Annotated in this window: 17 protein-coding genes; 13 read left to right on the forward strand and 4 right to left on the reverse strand. The window is 62.5% G+C overall.

Features of this window, described 5'->3' with window-relative positions; all coding sequences use genetic code 11:
- The first annotated feature begins 229 nt into the window (after positions 1-229).
- Both CQ007_RS12630 and CQ007_RS12635 read left to right on the forward strand, forming a co-directional pair.
- The gene (locus CQ007_RS12630; RefSeq protein ID WP_105646185.1) at positions 230-2,386 is read left to right on the forward strand and encodes a hypothetical protein; all 2,157 of its coding nucleotides are present in this window, start codon (positions 230-232) and stop codon (positions 2,384-2,386) included.
- A 173-nt stretch (positions 2,387-2,559) separates the two neighbouring features.
- Positions 2,560-3,873 (forward strand): MFS transporter, encoded by a 1,314-nt coding sequence (locus CQ007_RS12635; RefSeq protein WP_105646186.1) that lies wholly within the window; start codon positions 2,560-2,562, stop codon positions 3,871-3,873.
- A gap of 2 nt (positions 3,874-3,875) precedes the next feature.
- Here the strand turns inward: CQ007_RS12635 and CQ007_RS12640 are convergent, their stop codons facing one another.
- The 4 genes from CQ007_RS12640 to flgA form a co-directional block, all read right to left on the reverse strand.
- The gene (locus tag CQ007_RS12640) at positions 3,876-4,625 is read right to left on the reverse strand and encodes a flagellar brake protein (RefSeq protein ID WP_105646187.1); all 750 of its coding nucleotides are present in this window, start codon (positions 4,623-4,625) and stop codon (positions 3,876-3,878) included.
- 71 nt (positions 4,626-4,696) lie between these two features.
- A complete protein-coding gene (locus tag CQ007_RS12645) occupies positions 4,697-5,158 on the reverse strand; it encodes a flagella synthesis protein FlgN (RefSeq protein ID WP_105646188.1) in 462 nt (153 codons plus the stop codon).
- A gap of 37 nt (positions 5,159-5,195) precedes the next feature.
- Complete coding sequence (gene flgM / locus CQ007_RS12650; protein WP_105646189.1) at positions 5,196-5,513, reverse strand: flagellar biosynthesis anti-sigma factor FlgM; 318 nt, start codon at positions 5,511-5,513, stop codon at positions 5,196-5,198.
- Between the two features lie 189 nt (positions 5,514-5,702).
- Entirely contained in the window at positions 5,703-6,425 is a 723-nt protein-coding gene (gene flgA, locus CQ007_RS12655) for a flagellar basal body P-ring formation chaperone FlgA (protein ID WP_105646190.1), read from the reverse strand.
- Positions 6,426-6,540: 115 nt separating this feature from the next.
- Between flgA and CQ007_RS12660 the strand changes: the two genes are divergently transcribed.
- The 11 genes from CQ007_RS12660 (at position 6,541) to flgJ (ending at position 16,847) form a co-directional block, all read left to right on the forward strand.
- Entirely contained in the window at positions 6,541-7,482 is a 942-nt protein-coding gene (locus CQ007_RS12660; RefSeq protein ID WP_105646191.1) for a chemotaxis protein CheV, read from the forward strand.
- A 36-nt stretch (positions 7,483-7,518) separates the two neighbouring features.
- Positions 7,519-8,346: a protein-glutamate O-methyltransferase CheR gene (locus CQ007_RS12665; protein WP_105646192.1), complete on the forward strand. Its 828-nt coding sequence runs from the start codon at positions 7,519-7,521 to the stop codon at positions 8,344-8,346.
- 280 nt (positions 8,347-8,626) lie between these two features.
- Entirely contained in the window at positions 8,627-9,031 is a 405-nt protein-coding gene (gene flgB, locus CQ007_RS12670) for a flagellar basal body rod protein FlgB (protein ID WP_105646193.1), read from the forward strand.
- A 2-nt stretch (positions 9,032-9,033) separates the two neighbouring features.
- Entirely contained in the window at positions 9,034-9,474 is a 441-nt protein-coding gene (gene flgC, locus CQ007_RS12675) for a flagellar basal body rod protein FlgC (protein ID WP_105646194.1), read from the forward strand.
- Positions 9,475-9,486: 12 nt separating this feature from the next.
- Positions 9,487-10,167, forward strand: a complete 681-nt coding sequence (gene flgD, locus CQ007_RS12680) for a flagellar hook assembly protein FlgD (RefSeq protein WP_105646195.1) — start codon at positions 9,487-9,489, stop codon at positions 10,165-10,167.
- A 32-nt stretch (positions 10,168-10,199) separates the two neighbouring features.
- Positions 10,200-11,618: a flagellar hook protein FlgE gene (locus CQ007_RS12685; protein WP_105646196.1), complete on the forward strand. Its 1,419-nt coding sequence runs from the start codon at positions 10,200-10,202 to the stop codon at positions 11,616-11,618.
- 763 nt (positions 11,619-12,381) lie between these two features.
- The gene (flgF, locus tag CQ007_RS12690) at positions 12,382-13,122 is read left to right on the forward strand and encodes a flagellar basal-body rod protein FlgF (protein WP_105646197.1); all 741 of its coding nucleotides are present in this window, start codon (positions 12,382-12,384) and stop codon (positions 13,120-13,122) included.
- Between the two features lie 49 nt (positions 13,123-13,171).
- Positions 13,172-13,957, forward strand: a complete 786-nt coding sequence (gene flgG, locus CQ007_RS12695) for a flagellar basal-body rod protein FlgG (protein WP_105646198.1) — start codon at positions 13,172-13,174, stop codon at positions 13,955-13,957.
- A 25-nt stretch (positions 13,958-13,982) separates the two neighbouring features.
- The gene (gene flgH / locus CQ007_RS12700; RefSeq protein ID WP_105646199.1) at positions 13,983-14,657 is read left to right on the forward strand and encodes a flagellar basal body L-ring protein FlgH; all 675 of its coding nucleotides are present in this window, start codon (positions 13,983-13,985) and stop codon (positions 14,655-14,657) included.
- An 11-nt stretch (positions 14,658-14,668) separates the two neighbouring features.
- Positions 14,669-15,766, forward strand: a complete 1,098-nt coding sequence (locus CQ007_RS12705) for a flagellar basal body P-ring protein FlgI (protein WP_105646200.1) — start codon at positions 14,669-14,671, stop codon at positions 15,764-15,766.
- Positions 15,767-15,776: 10 nt separating this feature from the next.
- Positions 15,777-16,847 (forward strand): flagellar assembly peptidoglycan hydrolase FlgJ, encoded by a 1,071-nt coding sequence (flgJ, locus tag CQ007_RS12710; protein WP_105646201.1) that lies wholly within the window; start codon positions 15,777-15,779, stop codon positions 16,845-16,847.

The raw sequence follows: 16,847 nt of genomic DNA on the forward strand, positions 1-16,847 counted from the left end.
ATAATATTTCTGGATGGCGACTTATATAACTGGTCCGACCAGTGCTTCCGGCGGCTGCCAAACGGCTTTTTGCGGCTGACCGCCTGGCTTGCGCTGGCGTGTCAGCAAACTCAGTGTAGTGCATCGATGCCAGCCCTGTGGTGGAGCATCGAGCAGGTCTCGCCGAAAGAGATCTTTGCTGCCAGAATATGGTCTTTGTCATCCTGGGTCGCTCACCATAAGGAACGCTATGGGCACTTCACACAACCATCGCTGGCAGTTCTTCCGCGCCGGCGGCTTCGATCAGGTCCAGTTGGACACTCCTGCCGATCTGGCCGCTCTACGCAGTCTCGATCAGAAGCTCTGGGCCACGCTGGCCTGTCCTACACACAATCTGGAGTTGGACCAGCGCATGCTGGGCTATATCGACAGCAATGGCGATGGACGCATTCGCGCGCCGGAAGTGCTGGATGCGGTGGACTGGACCCTGGCGCGGCTGGCCGACCCGCAGACGCTGTTCCGCGATGAGCCACTGACGCTGACCTCGTTCAGCGAGGGTAAGGAGAGCCATCATCTGGTCGTCGCCGCACGGCGGCTGCTGCAGATTCTCGGCAGGGAGGAGAGTCAGGGGCTGGATGCTGCCGATACCGATGACCTCAAGGCCCTGTTCCCGCCAGCGGAGCCCAATGGCGATGGCCTGGTGCCGGCGACGCTGACCGAGGATGCCGATCTGCAGGCGGCGATCGCCGACATCATCAGCTGCATGGGGGCCGAAACGGACCGCAGCGGGGAAGCGGCGGTGTCGGAAGCGAGCATCAACGGCTTCTTCGAACAGGCTCAACAGGTGCAGGCGTGGCAGCAGCAGTCCCTGGAGCATGGCGTACAGTCACTGGGGCCGGACGCCGAAGCGGCGATCTCGGCGATCGGCGCGCTGCGGGAAAAGATCGACGACTACTTCACCCGGGTGGAAATGGTTGCCTTCGATCCGCGGGCGGCCAGCATCATGAATGCTGACGAGGCCGAGCTGGTGCGCCTGTCCGCATTGAATCTGGCCGATTCCCAGGAAGTCGCGGCGCTGCCGCTGGCCAGCCTGCAACACGGTGAAGCCCTGCCGCTGGACAAGGGCATAAACCCTGCCTGGCGTGGCGCCATGCGTGCTCTGCGCGAGCACGTGGTCAGGCCGCAGCTGGGCGACGTGGATTCCATCACCCGGGAGCAATGGCATGACCTGACCGCCCGCTGCAATGCGTATTTCGCCTGGCAGGCGGCGAAGCCGGCGGTGGATATTCTGCAGACGCTGGACGTCGAGCGGATCGTCTGGCTGGTGGAGCAGGGCATGCAGGCGCGGTTGCTGGACCTGGTGGCCAAAGACCTGGAGGTGGCCGAAGCGGCCGATGGGCTGGTCGAGCTGGACAAGCTTCTGCGTCTGCAGCGTGGGCTGCTGACCCTGCTGCGCAACTTCGTCTCCTTCTATGATTTCTACAGCCGCAAGCACAAGGCGATATTCCAGGCTGGCCGGCTGTTCATCGATGGCCGCAGCTGTGACCTGGTGGTGGAAGTGGCTGATGTGGAGGCGCACAGCCAGGTCGCTGCCAACAGCGACAGCTTTCTGCTGTATTGCGCCTGTACCCGCCGGGGGCAACCGGTCAGGGAGCGCGAGTCGCTGAACATCGTGGCAGCGGTGACCGCCGGTGGCGAGGAGGAGCTGCTGGTAGGGCGGAACGGCTTGTTCTACGACCGCGAGGGTAATGACTGGGACGCCACCGTGGTCAAGGTGGTGCAGAACGCGATCAGCGTACGGGAAGCCTTCTGGTCGCCGTATCGCCGCATTTCCCGGCTGGTATCTGATCAGATCCAGAAACTCGCCGCCAGTCGAGACAGCGAGCTGGTCAACAGCAGTGCCGCCCGGGTCGGCAGTGGCCCCGAGGCGGCTGCGGAAGCTGGTGCCGCCTCGAAGACCTTCGATATCGCCAAGTTCGCCGGGATCTTTGCCGCCATCGGCCTGGCGGTAGGAGCCCTGGGGGCGGCGATGGCCGCTATCTTCAGCGGACTGCTGTCGCTGCAGTGGTGGCAATGGCCGCTGGTACTCGCCGGTGTGCTATTGGCGATTTCCGGCCCATCGATGCTGATGGCCTGGTTCAAGCTGCGCCGCCGTAACCTGGGACCGATCCTGGATGCCAACGGCTGGGCGGTGAACACCCAGGCGCGTATCAGTATCGGCTTCGGTACCACCCTGACTCAACTGGCCTGCCTGCCCCAGAACTCGGCGCGCTCGCTGCGTGACCCCTATAGTCGGGAGCGGCGGCTGTGGCCCTGGCTGCTGGCGGTACTGGCGATCGTCAGCCTGGTGTTCTGTGCCCTGTATTTCGGCTGGTTCAGCGGCTTGCAGCCGACACCGCCGGAGTGACCCGGCAGGCAATGGAAAAAGGTAGCGCAACGCTGCCTTTTTCCATTCTGATTGGCGGTCGACATTGCCCCCGTCAGGCTCTGGACTGCTATCCTGTGTAGGCTGGAACGGAAACCGGCACTTGGGTGCTTCAATGCCAGGCATGGCGAATTTTCAGTCTATCGGAGTCTTCATTGCCCAGCACATTCGCCTCCTTCTCCTCGCTTTACACCTCCACCCTGTTGATGCTGCTGGGCAGTGGTCTGCTCAGTACCTACCTCGGTTTGCGCCTGTCCGCTGACAATGTCAGTGAAATCTGGATCGGCATCCTGATGACCGGCTACTACGTCGGCCTGGTCATGGGCGCCTCGGTAGGACATCGTCTGATCGCCCGGGTCGGCCATATCCGTGCCTTCGTCGCCAGCGCCGGTGTGGTGACCGCCTCGGTGCTCGGGCATGCACTGACCTCCAGCGTGGAGGTATGGCTGGCGCTGCGCTGGCTGGTCGGAGTGGCGATGATGTGCCAGTACATGGTGCTGGAGAGTTGGCTCAACGAGCAGGCCGAGTCCCATCAGCGTGGTCGGGTGTTCGCCGGCTATATGCTGGTGACCTTCCTCGGCCTGGGACTGGGGCAACTGGTGTTGACGCTGATGCCGGAGTTGAGCGTCAGCCATATCATCCTGGTGGCCATGTGTTTTTCCCTGTGCCTGGTGCCGGTCGCGGTAACCCGCCGACTGCACCCGGCGCCGTTGCACCCGGCGCCGCTGGAGATCCGCATGTTCGTCCAGAAGATTCCCCAGGCGCTGACCACCATCGGTGTGTCCGGTCTGCTGCTCGGTTCCTTCTACGGCCTGGCACCGGCCTATGCCAATTCGATCGGGCTGGATACCCAGTTCATCGGTGTATTCATGGCGGTGACCATCGGCGCCGGGCTGCTGGCGCAATGGCCGGCTGGCTGGCTGTCCGATCGCCTGGACCGCAGCCGCATGATCCAGGTCAACGCCATCATCCTGACCACGGTATCGCTGCTGATTGCCCTGGTCTCGTTGCCACAGTTCCTGATGTTGCTTACCGGGCTGTTCGGCTTGCTGGCCTTTACCCTGTATCCCCTGGCCGTGGCGCTGGCCAATGACCACGTCGAGCAGGAGCAGCGGGTGTTGCTGTCGGCCATGCTGTTGGTCACCTTCGGCCTGGGTGCCAGTGCCGGCCCGCTGCTGGGCTCGGTGCTGATGAAGTTCGGCGGCGCGGGGATGCTGTATGTGTTCATGGCCTGCAGCAGCCTGCTGCTGGTGATCTTCGTGCGGCCGGAGCGGGTGACCGGCGAGAACCTGGTGGACGAGGCGCCGATCCAGTTCATGCCGGCAGCCGGTAACCTGGCCAGTTCACCACTGGCCGCGGCGATCGACCCGCGGGTGGATGAGCAGGTGGTCATCGAACAGATGCAGGATGAGAACGATATCCAGGAGCAGCCGGTCGATGAGGATGGTGACGAGCATCGGCCGGGCTGACCCTAGAACAAGTCTTCCTTGGCCAGGCGCCGCGCTTCGCGCTGCAGGTAGTGGACGAAGCGGTCAATATGCCGCTGCGCCTGGGGGGCGGGGTGGAGGAAGCGTAACCCGACGTGGGTTTCGTCGCCTGCTTCATGGTATTCGCAGTGGCGTACCTCGATATTGACATCGAAGCGGACCTCCTCGGGCAACAGCAGCCGGCTGTGCTCATAGCATTCACCCGGCTGCAGGGCCTGTAGCTGGTTACCGGCCAGACGCAGCTTGCAGCCGGTGGCGGAGATATCCAGCAGTTCGCCGGCGAATTGCCGCTCATGGCGGGCATGGATCAGTTCCAGATGGGTGTCGATGCTGCGCTGGATGGTCGCGCGATAGGCGCCGCGGCGCTGGTGATAGGTGACCTGGGTCGGTAACTGCACGCTGAAGGCCGGGGCATCCTCCAGCAGCACCTTCAGCGCTGCGCTGCCATGCCAGCGGATGTGCACACCGTCCCGCCAGGCATCGATGCGGAAGCTTTCGCCCTGGGTGAGCCATTTGTCACCGATATGGGGAATCAGTTCATCGATGAGCAGACGGGCATTGGGGCCGTCTACGCCGACGATATAGCTCTGGAACTGCTGGCTGCGGCCATCGAAGCTGATATTCAGCGGCGTGCGTGCCAACTGCAGATTTTTCAGCAGGGTCTGGATTTCGACGGTGGCGGTGATTTCTCTGGGCGGCTGCGGGCCGGCCTCTTGTTCAAATAGCGTTGACACGTTAGCTTCTCATCGGCAGTTGAATCAACGGAACATCAACGGAGTCCGGCACGATCTCCACTGCCCACCGTTCAGGCACGGCTTATCGGGCGCTGAGAGGGAGCGCGGCTGGCGTTGCCCTGGCGATCATATACATTCAGGCTGGCTTCGCCCTGATTGCGCAACAGGTCCAGCAAGGTGCCATTGATATGCTGGCTGTGGCGGATCAGTCGGGCGTTACGCAGATTGGCACTCTGGCAGGCTTCGGCCGCGGCCAGAAAGGTGCTGTGATGCGCGCTCAGGCTGGCATCATTCAGGCTGCGGATGAAGTCTTCCAGGCTGCCGCTGTCGGGTCTGCCCAGTTGCTGCAGCTGGGCCGCGATGGCCTGCTCGTCGGCCTGCAGCGAGGCAATCAGCGGCGCCTTGGCCGCGATCAGCGCGTCAAGGGCGGGCATGTCCTGGTCGAGCAGGGCCTGGCGTTCCTGGTCAAGCAGTTCGGCGAACTGCTGGCAATGCTGCGTGGCCCGAGTGAACAGCTCGCTGAGATACTGCATCCGTCATTCTCCGCTGGTGGGGCGCGCCAGCTCCCGGTCAGTGTTCGAGCGCGATCAGCTTGTCGGCAATCCGGCTGCTGTCGGGCTTGTAGCTGCCGTCGGCAATGGCCTGCTTGATCTGCTCGACACGTGCACTGTCCACTTCCGGCAGTTCACGCAGGCGCTCTTCGATTGCCTGCAACTGCTGGGCCTGGTTGCTCAGTTTCACCTGCGAGTTGGCCGTGGCCGGCTGCTTGGCGCTTTGGGTATCGGCAGCCGGGCGGTCAGCCGCCACGTCGCGCTTGCCGGCGGTGGCACCGCTCTGGCTGCTGCGTGCGGCACCGCTGGTGCTGCCTGGGTTGAAGTCGATGACCATGTGTTTGTCCTCAGAGCCTGAATGCTTCGTCAGCATCTGTAACGGCCGATGCAGGAAAAACTTTAGGGGATCTTTGCAAAAACATGACGCCGTGTTTTCTCGCGTCTCCCCGGTAGTGAATCGTGGTGTCACGCACAGTGTGCGCGTTCACCGGAATGCCGGCAAGTATAGCCGATACGAGTGACCACATTACATGGCAACCTCGACCTGCCCGGGGCCGATCACCCGCGCCCTGATCACCCGGTCGGAGCGGGTATTACGCACCCGGATCTGGCTGCCGGTGCTGCCGCTTTCCAGTGCCTCGCCCGGCATGCGCACGGCGACCCGGCTGTTCGCCGCGCTGATCACTACCTTGTCGCCACGCTTGACTGTCTCGTCCTGCTCCAGCTGGTTGGGCGCCAGCACGCTGTCGGCATCCACTGGTCGGCGCACACGCATGCCGACAGCCTGTTCGGCCTGGGTCAGGTAGCTGCCGCTGAGCTGGCCAAGGTTGCGCTCGCGCAGCACCAGGTCGCCGGCGCCGATGACCGTATGGCGGGCCAGCGGGCGGGTGGTGACCACCACCTGCTGGAACAGGTCGACGTTGGCGGGCACGAACAGGCGCCATTGTACCTCGCTGTTGCAACTGACGCGCACGGTGACCCGGCCGACCGGTACCTCGGGGCTTTCCAGGTTGGCGCTGATGGCATCGGCCGGGCACAGTGGCAGGCGCAGGCGCGGATCGAGGCGATTGACCCTGATCTCATAGCGCGCATCGTGGGCGCTGCCACCCAGATGCGCCGCAACTTTGTCCTCAAGATACGCGGTGGTGGTGCCGATAAGCTGATCAATGAGCGGATTGGCATGCAGGCCGCCGGAACCCAGCAGGGCAATAGCTGCGATCAGTCTGATGAAAAATGCCTGTAACTGCATATAATCCGAAACCTTAATCAGGGGTGACGCACGTCAAAATGCTGTCGTCTCTCTAGTTCTGATGGGAACAAGCAAGGACCATGCCGCTTGAACCGCATCGCAAGAGGAGCATTTCATGGCTGGCATAATGGACTCGGTGGATCAGCGTACCCAGTTGGTCGGGCAGAACCGGCTCGAACTGCTGCTGTTCCGGCTCGGCGGGCGGCAGCTGTATGGCATCAACGTGTTCAAGGTGAAAGAGGTACTGCAATGCCCGCGCCTGACGCTGCTGCCCAAGCTGAATCCGATGGTGCGCGGCGTCGCGCATATCCGCGGCGGCACCTTGCCAATCATCGACCTGGGGCGGGCGACCGGTGGCCGTGGGCTGGAGGATCTGTCCACCGCCTTCGTCATCATCACTGAGTACAACAACCGGGTGCAGGGGTTTCTGGTGCGGGCCGTGGAGCGCATCGTCAACCTGAACTGGAGCGACGTACACCCGCCGCCACGCGGTACCGGGCGTGATCACTACCTGACGGCGGTGACCCACGTGGACGAACAGATGGTGGAGATCATCGATGTGGAGAAGGTACTCGCCGAGGTCATCGCCGGCGAGGAGCCGGCACCGCAGCGTGCTGCCGATGCCACCACCCTGGCGGCGGCCACCAGCCGCAAGGTGCTGATCGTCGATGACTCCTCGGTGGCACGCAAGCAGATCATCCGTTGCCTGGATGCGCTGGGAGTGGAAGTCATCGCTCTGAACGATGGTCGCCAGGCATTGGACTGGCTCAAGGCGCAGGCCGATGCCGGTGTGCGGCTGGCTGATGACCTGCTGATGATGATCTCGGATATCGAAATGCCCGAGATGGACGGCTACACTCTTACTGCTGAAGTGAGAAATGACCCACGAATGAAGGACTTGCATGTCATGCTGCACACATCGCTCTCGGGCGTGTTCAACCAGGCCATGGTACGCAAGGTCGGCGCGGATGATTTTCTCGCCAAGTTCATTCCCGATGAGTTGGCTGATCGGGTGATCCAACGTCTGCAGGCAGTATGCGAGGGTGGTAATGCTTGAATTCTTTTTCCCCATCTGGAGTCCGGAGCCGAGTGTGTGAGCGCGGCTGATCAGGATTTCAACCTGTTCCGGGATTTTCTCGAACGGACCTGCGGCATCGTGCTGGGGGACAACAAGCAGTACCTGGTCGCCAGCCGGCTCAATCGCCTGCTGGAGCAGCGCGGCATCAACGGCCTGGGCGAGCTGATGCGGCGTATCCAGCAGCAGCCGCATTCCGGTCTGCGCGAGATCGTGGTGGACGCCATGACCACCAATGAAACGCTGTGGTTCCGGGATGTCTACCCCTTCGAGGTGCTGAAGAACCGGCTGATTCCCGAATTCATCAGGAACCAGCCAGGTCAGCGCCTGCGTATCTGGTCGGCAGCCTGCTCCTCGGGTCAGGAACCCTATTCGCTGAGCATGGCCATCGATGAGTTCGAGCGTACCAATCCGGGGCAGCTGCGCGCTGGCGGGCAGATCGTCGCCACGGAAATCTCCAGCAATATGCTGACCGCCGCCAGGTCTGCCCGGTACGACAGCCTGGCGATCGCCCGGGGGCTGTCCCAGGAGCGGTTGACACGCTATTTCGACGAAGCTCCGCCCGGTCAATGGACGGTGAAGATGCCGGTGCGTAGCCGTGTGGAGTTCCGTCAGCTCAATCTGCTCGACAGCTACAGCATTCTCGGCAAGTTCGATATCGTATTCTGCCGCAACGTGCTGATCTATTTTTCGGCGGATGTGAAGAAGGATATCCTGCGGCGCATCCACGCTACCCTCAAGCCCGGAGGCTACCTGATGCTCGGCGCATCCGAGGCGCTGAACGGACTGCCTGAGCTGTACAGCATGGTGCAATGCAACCCGGGGATCATTTACCAGGCTATCTGATAGGGTGTGGCGTGCCGGCTGGCCGGTCGCTGCCCTCGGGTTGTCGAGCGCCTGCTCGACGACCTCTGCAGCTCGAAGGTCGCAGATGCCCGGCAGCCCCAGGCAGTGGCATTGCCGTTTGCCGCCGGGCCTTGCCGTCAGGCGGAAATCCCTTGCCGCTTTCTTCTCCCTGCCTTTTCCAATTCCCTGAAAACAGAGGCTTTCAGCCTGCTGGCACAGCTATTGCTTAGATAACGGCAATAGGACTCTGGCCGTCGTGGCCACAGTGAGGAATGCCATCATGAGTTTGAGTTTCGACCGCGCCCTCGGGCTGCATGAAAAGGCCCTGGCCTTTCGCGCTGACCGTGCCGCGGTGCTGGCCAACAACATCGCCAACGCCGATACGCCCAACTACCAGGCCCGTGACCTGGATTTCGCCAGTGTGCTGGAAGCCCAGCAGAGCGGCGCCGACCAGTCGTTCCAGGCGAGCCGCACCCATGCCCGGCACCTGGCTGCCGAGGGCTTCATCGATCAGGCCGCCGGCCTGCGCTATCGGCTGCCGACCCAGCCGTCGATCGATGGCAACACCGTTGAAGTCCAGGCCGAGCAGGCCCGCTATACGGAAAACGCCATCGACTTCCAGGCCAGCTTCACCTTCCTCAACAGTAAATTCAAGGGGCTGATGACGGCCCTGCGCGGAGACTGAGCATGTCCCTCAACCAGATATTCGACATTGCCGGTTCCGGCATGAACGCGCAGTCACTGCGGCTCAATACCGTGGCCAGCAACATCGCCAATGCTGAAACCGTATCCAGCAGTATCGACCAGACCTACCGCGCCCGGCAGGCGGTGTTCGCCACGGTATTCAGCGAGCAGCAGGGGCTCGGCGGCTCGCTGTTCGCGCCCAGCGACAAGGCCGGGCAGGGCGTGGAGGTGCTTGGCGTGGTGGAATCCGACGCCGAGCTGCAGGCGCGCTACGAGCCGGATCATCCGATGGCCAATGAAGAAGGCTACGTGTACTACCCGAACGTGAACGTGGTGGAGGAGATGGCCAACATGATGGCTGCCTCCCGCGCCTATCAGACCAATGTGGAAATCATGAATACCGCCAAGACCATGCTGCAGCGCGTGCTGACGCTGGGTCAGTAAGGGAGTGGGCAGATGAGCAATAACATCAGCGTTGGCAACAGCCTGCTGGATCAGTACCAGGTGGACCAGAGTCGCTTTGCCAAGGGCGACGAGCTGGGCAAGAACGAGTTTCTTCAGTTGCTGGTTGCGCAGCTGAACAACCAGGATCCGCTGTCGCCCCAGGAAAATGGCGAGTTCATTGCCCAGCTGGCGCAGTTCAGTACCGTTGAAGGTATCGAGAAGATGAACAGCACCATGGATTCCATGGTCAGCAGCTTCCAGTCCTCCCAGGCGCTGCAGGCATCGTCGCTGGTAGGTCGTACCGTGATTATCCCAACGGATGAGGCGATGGTGGATACGGATAGCGACTTCACCGGCCAGTTGGCTCTGCCTCATGCCAGTCCCGCGGTGGTGGTCAATGTGTATGACGAGGCCGGCAGCGTGGTCGCCACCATCAATATGGGGGGGCTGGACGCAGGCATCCATGAGTTCGTCTGGGATGGTCAGGATGCCAGCGGCAATCCTTTGCCGTCCGGCAAATACACCTTCGAGGCGCAGGCCAGCATCGACGGCGAGACCAAGCAGTTGGCCACGCTGCTACCGGCCAACGTCGATAGCGTCTCCCTTGGTGTGGGCCATGGCGGTGAAATGGTTCTCAACCTGGCCGGGCTGGGCAGTATCGGCCTGTCAGAAGTCTTTTCAATCGGTAAGTAACGTCGTCCGACACGTCACAACAGGAGTTGATCATGTCTTTCAATATTGGTCTCAGTGGTATCCGGGCGGCTTCCTCCGATCTGAATATCACCGGTAACAACATCGCCAACGCCAGCACCGTGGGCTTCAAGAGCTCCCGTGCGGAATTCGCCGATGTCTATGCGGCATCGATCCTCGGCACCGGCAGCAATGCCCAGGGCAGCGGGGTATTGCTGAACAACGTCGCGCAGATCTTCACCCAGGGCAATATCAACTACACCGAGAACAGCCTGGACCTGGCGATCAACGGCAACGGCTTCTTCGTTACCAGCAACAATGGTGCACTGAGCTATACCCGCGCCGGCTACTTCGGTACCGACCGTCAGGGCTATATCGTCAACAACAACGGCGAGCGCCTGCAGGGTTATGGTGTCAATGCGGTGACCGGCCGGATCAACGAGGGGGTGCCGACCGACCTGCGGGTGGATACCCGGGCGGCGAATCCGAACCGCACCAGCGAGGTCAGCTCCACGTTGAACCTGAATTCCACCGCCGTGCGGCCGGTGGCGGCGCAGAATGTCTATGATTCGACCTTCGCTACCGAGTATAGCGCCTATATCAACGATAACGGCTTTGACCCGGATAACCTCAGTGCAGACGAAGCGGCAGAGGCCAGAGCCCATGCTGAACCCTTGGCCCTGGAGGCCTCCCGAGACGCAGCGCGCAGTGGTTTCGATCCGTCGGACTCCTCCACCTACAACAGCTCCACCTCGGTCAACGTCTATGACAGCCTGGGCAATGCCCACGTGATGACCAAGTACTTCGTCAAGACCGATGCCAACAGCTGGGATATGCATATCCTCATCGACGGCCGCAATCTGGATGGGGTGCTGGCTACCGATCCGAACTTCTCCAGTGAACCAGCGGAGCTGACCTTCAATAGCGCCGGCGCACTGATCGGTGGGCAGGTCACCAGTATAGATGACTGGCAGCCACTGGATTCCAATGGCCAGCCGGCTGGCGCCGAGACACAGACGCTGGCCCTGGATCTGACCGGTTCATCCCAGTACGCCTCCAGTTTCGGGGTGACCTCGGTGGTGCAGGACGGCTACACCACCGGCGAACTGGCTGGCCTGGAAATCGATGACCAGGGCATGCTGATCGCCCGCTACACCAACGGCCAGACCAAGACCCAGGGCCAGCTGGTGCTGGCCACCTTCGCCAACCAGCAGGGGCTCAAGCCGCTGGGTGATACCGCCTGGGCCCAGTCCAGTGCGTCTGGCGAGCCGGTGATCGGTGTGCCGGGCAGCGGCACCCAGGGGTTGGTGCAGTCGGGCGCGCTGGAGCAGTCCAACGTCGATCTGTCGGAAATGTTGATCAACCTGATCGTGGCCCAGCGCAACTACCAGGCTAACGCCAAGACCATCCAGACCGAAGATGCGGTAACCCAGACCATCATCAACCTGCGCTGATTTGCAGGTTGGGGGTGGGGCTTAGCGCTACCTGCGGGTTGTCGAGCACCCGCTCGACGACGGGGTTCCCCCGGGGTCCGCAGGCGTAGCGCAGGGGCGCTACACCCCGAAAGCGGCACAATGCCTTCGGGTTGTCGAGCACCCGCTCGACGACGGGGTGCCCCCGGGGCCCGCAGGCGTAGCGCAGGGGCGCTGCATCCCGAAAGCGGCACAATGTCTTCGGGTTGTCGAGCACCCGCTCGACGACGGGGTACCCCCAGGGTCCGCAGGCGTAGCGCAGGGGCGCTACACCCCGAAAGCGGCACAATGCCTTCGGGTTGTCGAGCGCTTGCTCGACGATGGGGTGCCCCCGGGGCTCCGCAGGCGTAGCGCAGGGGCGCTGCATCCCGAAAGCGGCACAATGTCTTCGGGTTGTCGAGCACCCGCTCGACGACGGGGTGTCCCCGGGGCCCGCAGGCGTAGCGCAGGGGCGCTACACCCCGAAAGCGGCACAATGCCTTCGGGTTGTCGAGCACCCGCTCGACGACGGGGTACCCCCAGGCTCCGCAGGCGTAGCGCAGGGGCGCTATACCCCGGGAGGGCGGCAACAGCGGCAAGGTATTTGCCGCTGTTGCCGCCTTCTTTTTTTGTTTTTTCGGTAACTAATTGATTACATTGAATATATATCTTTCCCTTTGAGTTGGCATGAACTCTGCTTGGATAACTCTGAAATCATTCAGAGCGGCAATTTCCTGTCGTCGGATTGCCGAAGCGGAGTCAGAGCGTGGACAAATCACTCTTCATTTCCATGAGCGGAGCCAGTCAGAACATGCTGGCCCAGCGCGCCCATGCCAACAATCTGGCCAACGTCGCCACCACCGGGTTTCGCCGGGATTTTGAACAGGCGCGGTCCATGCCGGTATTCGGTGACAGTTTTCCGACGCGGGTCTACGCCATGACCGAACGCCCTGGTACCGATCTCTCCGCCGGCACGCTGCAGGAAACCGGCCGTGACCTGGACGTGGCCATCAATGGTGAAGGCTGGATCGCGGTGCAGGCGCCTGACGGCAGCGAAGCCTATACCCGCGCCGGCAGTCTGAATATCGATGTGTTCGGCATCCTGCGCACCAGCGGTGGTTTGCCGGTACTCGGCAACGCCGGGCCGATTGCCTTGCCGCCAGCGGACAAGGTGGAGATCGGTACCGACGGCACCATCACCTTCCGTGCCCAGGGTGAAGCGCCGAACGTGCTGGCCGAGATCGACCGCATCAAACTGGTACAGCCGGAGCTGGGCACCATGCGCAAGGGCGAGGATGGCCTGATGCGCATGAATGACGGCCAGCCACTGCCGGCCGATGGTGCCGTGACCCTGGTTACCGGATTTCTCGAGGGCAGTAACGTCAATGCGGTGGAAGAGATGACCGCCATGCTGTCACTGGCGCGCCAGTTCGAGCTGCACGTCAAGATGATGCGCACCGCCGAAGAGAACGCCCAGACCACCAACAAGCTTTTGCAGATCAGCTGATCAGCCTTCACCAGTCGTGTCAGGCCACTGACATGCGAGGAGACCGCACATGCACGCAGCACTTTGGGTAAGCAAGACCGGTTTGTCCGCCCAGGACACCATGCTCACCACCATTTCCAACAACCTGGCGAACGTCTCGACCACCGGCTTCAAGCGCGACCGTCCCGAGTTCGAGGACCTGCTGTACCAGATCAAGCGCCAGCCCGGTGCGCAGAGCACCCAGGACACCCAGTTGCCCTCCGGTCTGCAGCTGGGCACCGGGGTGCGCATCGCCGGTACCCAGAAGATCTTCACCGCCGGCACCCTGCAGACCACCGAGCAGCCGCTGGATATGGCCATCAATGGCCGTGGTTTCTTCCAGATCCTGATGCCCGACGGCAATATCGGCTATACCCGCGACGGCAGTTTTCACCTGGACTCCGATGGCCGCATCGTCACTTCCAACGGCTACCCGCTGGAGCCGGGCATCGACCTGCCGCAGGACGTGCAGACCTTCACCGTGGGTGAGGACGGTACCGTATCGATCTCGGTATTCGGTGATGCCGGCGTGCAGGAGCTGGGTGTGATCCAGACCGCCGACTTCATCAACCCGGCCGGGCTGCAGGCGATCGGCAGCAACCTGTTCCTGGAAACCGCCTCCAGTGGCGCGCCGCAGGTCGGCAACCCTGGCGAGAACGGCCTGGGCACGGTGCTGCAGAACACCCTGGAAAACTCCAACGTCAGTGTGGTCGAGGAACTGGTGAACATGATCACCACCCAGCGCGCCTACGAAATGAACTCCAAGGTCATTTCCACCGCCGACCAGATGCTGCAATACATCAGCCAGAACCTCTAAGTGATCGGTTCCCGGAGTGAATGAGATGAAAGCCCTGCGTGCGACCCTGTTGATGCTCTGTGTGGCCAGCCTGGCGGCCTGCGTGCAGACCCCGCCCAAGCCGGATGATCCGGCCTACGCGCCGGTGATGCCGCGCACGCCGGTACCCCAGGAACTGAACAACGGTGCCATCTATCAGGCGGGTTTCGATATGCAGCTGTTCGATGACCGTAAGGCCAATCGGGTCGGCGATGTGATCACCGTGGTCCTCACCGAGCAGATGAGGGCACAGAAGAAGGCCGAGAACGAGATCAGCAAGAGCAGCAATACCAGTATCGCCAATCCCATGTTGTTCGGCCGCAGTGGCATCGCCGGGATCAATACCGGCGTCGAACTTGCAGGCAGCCGCGGTTTCAACGGCGAGGCCGATGCCAACCAGAGCAACAGTCTGAGTGGCTCGATCACTGTCACCGTCGCCGATGTGCTGCCCAATGGTCTGCTGGCGGTGCGTGGTGAGAAGTGGATCACGCTGAACAACGGTGATGAGCTGATCCGCCTCTCCGGTCTGATCCGGCCGGATGATGTGGGCTCCGACAATACCGTGCTGTCGACCCGGGTGGCCGATGCGCGCATTACCTATTCCGGTACCGGTGCCTTTGCCAATGCCAGCAAGCCCGGCTGGCTGAGCCAGTTCTTCATGAGCCCGGTGTGGCCGTTCTAGGAGCAATGCCCATGCGTACTCTGTTGATCTGCCTGTGTCTGGCCCTGGTCAGCCCGCTGGCCCAGGCCGAGCGCCTGAAGGATATTGCCAGTATCGCCGGTATCCGCAGCAACCAGTTGATCGGCTATGGCCTGGTGGTTGGGCTGGATGGCTCGGGCGACCAGACCACCCAGACGCCGTTCACCGTACAGACCTTCAACAACATGCTGACCCAGTTCGGTATCACCGTGCCCGAGGGTACCCGCATCCAGATGAAGAACGTCGCCGCGGTGGCGATACATGCCGATCTGCCGGCCTTCTCCAGCCCCGGCCAGACTATCGACATCACCGTATCCTCGATCGGTAATGCCAAGAGCCTGCGCGGCGGCAGTCTGCTGATGACGCCGCTGAAGGGGATCGATGGCCAGGTCTATGCCATTGCCCAGGGCAACCTGGTGGTTGGCGGTTTCGGTGCCGAAGGCGCGGACGGCTCACGTATCACGGTGAACGTGCCCAGCGTGGGCCGTATTCCCAACGGTGCGACCGTCGAGCGGGCGGTGGCCAACCCCTTTGCCAGTAGCGATCATCTGGTGTTCAACCTCAATCGCCCGGATTTCACCACCGCCAAGCGGGTGGTCGATCAGATCAACGATACCTTCGGGCCGGGCGTGGCCCAGGCCCTCAACGGTGGTTCGATACAGGTACGCGCACCACTGGACCCCAACCAGCGGGTCGATTACCTGGCCATGGTCGAGAACCTGCAGATCGAGCAGGGTAATGCCGCGGCCAAGGTGGTGATCAATTCGCGTACCGGTACCATCGTCATCGGCCAGGACGTGCGCGTCCAGCCAGCCGCCGTGACCCATGGCGGGCTGACCGTCACCATCAGCGAGAACTATCAGGTCAGCCAGCCGGAGCCGTTCAGCGGCGGCCAGACGGTGGTTACCCCGAGTTCGCAGATCAGCATCGAGGAAGGCGACAGTCGCATGTTCGTGTTCAACCCCGGCGTGTCGCTGGACGAGATCGTCCGCGCTGTGAACCAGGTAGGCGCAGCCCCCGGCGACCTGATGGCCATTCTCGAAGCCCTGAAGCAGGCCGGCGCGCTGAATGCCGATCTGGTCGTGATCTGAGGAGTAACCCATGCACAGCAACAGTCTCAGCTACACCGACCTGAATGCCATGGCGCAGATGAAGGCCGGCAGCAAAGCCGACAGTCCGGAGAATATGGAACGGGTGGCCCGGCAGTTCGAGTCGCTGTTTCTGAATGTCATGGTCAAGAGCATGCGGGATGCCAACCAGGCGTTTGCCGAGGGCAACCCGCTGAACACCCCGCAGACACGTTTCTACCAGGACATGTATGACAGCCAGTTGTCGGTGCACCTGGCGGAAAAACAGGGCCTGGGGCTGGCGGACGTGATGCTGCGCCAGCTGTCACCGCAGAAAGCCGAGGCGGCAACCGCCCCCGCCGTCGCCGCGACAGGCGAGCGCCCCGACCATTCCGCGCTGCTGGCGCGCCGTCGCCTGGGTATCAGCCTCGGCCATGGCGAGGTGACGCTGGGACGGGGCGCGGCGGCTACCCAGCCGGCGGCAACCGCCGACCGAGCCGCTGTGGCCGAACCCTCGCGCCAATGGCAGCCGCTGCGAGCGACGCAGCTGGCGGACCGCAGCCAGGCGGCGGTGGCCGCTACCAACAGCAAGACCCGTTTCGACAGTCCGGCGGAGTTCGCCGCCGCCATGCTGCCCATGGCCGAGAAGGCTGCGGCGCGGCTGGGCGTGGACCCGCATTACCTGGTGGCCCAGGCGGCGCTGGAAACCGGCTGGGGCAAGTCGATCATTCGTGGCCGCGATGGCAGCAGCAGTCACAACCTGTTCGGCATCAAGACCCATGGTCAGTGGCAGGGGGGCTCGGCCAATGTACTGACCAGCGAGTACCGCGATGGGGTACGTCAGCAGGAGCGTGCGACCTTCCGCAGCTATGAGTCCTACGAACAGAGCTTCGATGACTATGTAGACTTCCTGCAGAGCAATGGACGTTACCAGCAGGCGCTGGCCCGCACCGGCAATGCCGATGCCTTCTTCCGCGAGCTGCAGCAGGCCGGGTACGCCACTGACCCGCGTTACGCCAGCAAGGTATCGCAGATCGCCCGCAAGCTGATCAGTGACAACATGACCGCGTCGGTCAGCCAGACCACTACCGAAGGCAGGGCATAA

The sequence above is a fragment of the Pseudomonas sp. MYb185 genome, from assembly GCF_002979975.1.
In the GTDB taxonomy this organism is placed as follows: Bacteria; Pseudomonadota; Gammaproteobacteria; order Pseudomonadales; family Pseudomonadaceae; genus Halopseudomonas.

Bases quoted from the DNA above. Each gene is read 5' to 3' on its own strand.
- flgG (WP_105646198.1), top strand. From the start codon at position 13,172: ATGCACGCAGCACTTTGGGTAAGCAAGACCGGTTTGTCCGCCCAGGAC.
- flgA (WP_105646190.1), bottom strand. From the start codon at position 6,425: ATGCAGTTACAGGCATTTTTCATCAGACTGATCGCAGCTATTGCCCTG.
- flgB (WP_105646193.1), top strand. From the start codon at position 8,627: ATGAGTTTGAGTTTCGACCGCGCCCTCGGGCTGCATGAAAAGGCCCTG.
- flgD (WP_105646195.1), top strand. From the start codon at position 9,487: ATGAGCAATAACATCAGCGTTGGCAACAGCCTGCTGGATCAGTACCAG.
- flgM (WP_105646189.1), bottom strand. From the start codon at position 5,513: ATGGTCATCGACTTCAACCCAGGCAGCACCAGCGGTGCCGCACGCAGC.
- flgJ (WP_105646201.1), top strand. From the start codon at position 15,777: ATGCACAGCAACAGTCTCAGCTACACCGACCTGAATGCCATGGCGCAG.
- CQ007_RS12685 (WP_105646196.1), top strand. From the start codon at position 10,200: ATGTCTTTCAATATTGGTCTCAGTGGTATCCGGGCGGCTTCCTCCGAT.
- CQ007_RS12645 (WP_105646188.1), bottom strand. From the start codon at position 5,158: ATGCAGTATCTCAGCGAGCTGTTCACTCGGGCCACGCAGCATTGCCAG.
- CQ007_RS12705 (WP_105646200.1), top strand. From the start codon at position 14,669: ATGCGTACTCTGTTGATCTGCCTGTGTCTGGCCCTGGTCAGCCCGCTG.
- CQ007_RS12630 (WP_105646185.1), top strand. From the start codon at position 230: ATGGGCACTTCACACAACCATCGCTGGCAGTTCTTCCGCGCCGGCGGC.
- flgC (WP_105646194.1), top strand. From the start codon at position 9,034: ATGTCCCTCAACCAGATATTCGACATTGCCGGTTCCGGCATGAACGCG.
- flgH (WP_105646199.1), top strand. From the start codon at position 13,983: ATGAAAGCCCTGCGTGCGACCCTGTTGATGCTCTGTGTGGCCAGCCTG.
- CQ007_RS12660 (WP_105646191.1), top strand. From the start codon at position 6,541: ATGGCTGGCATAATGGACTCGGTGGATCAGCGTACCCAGTTGGTCGGG.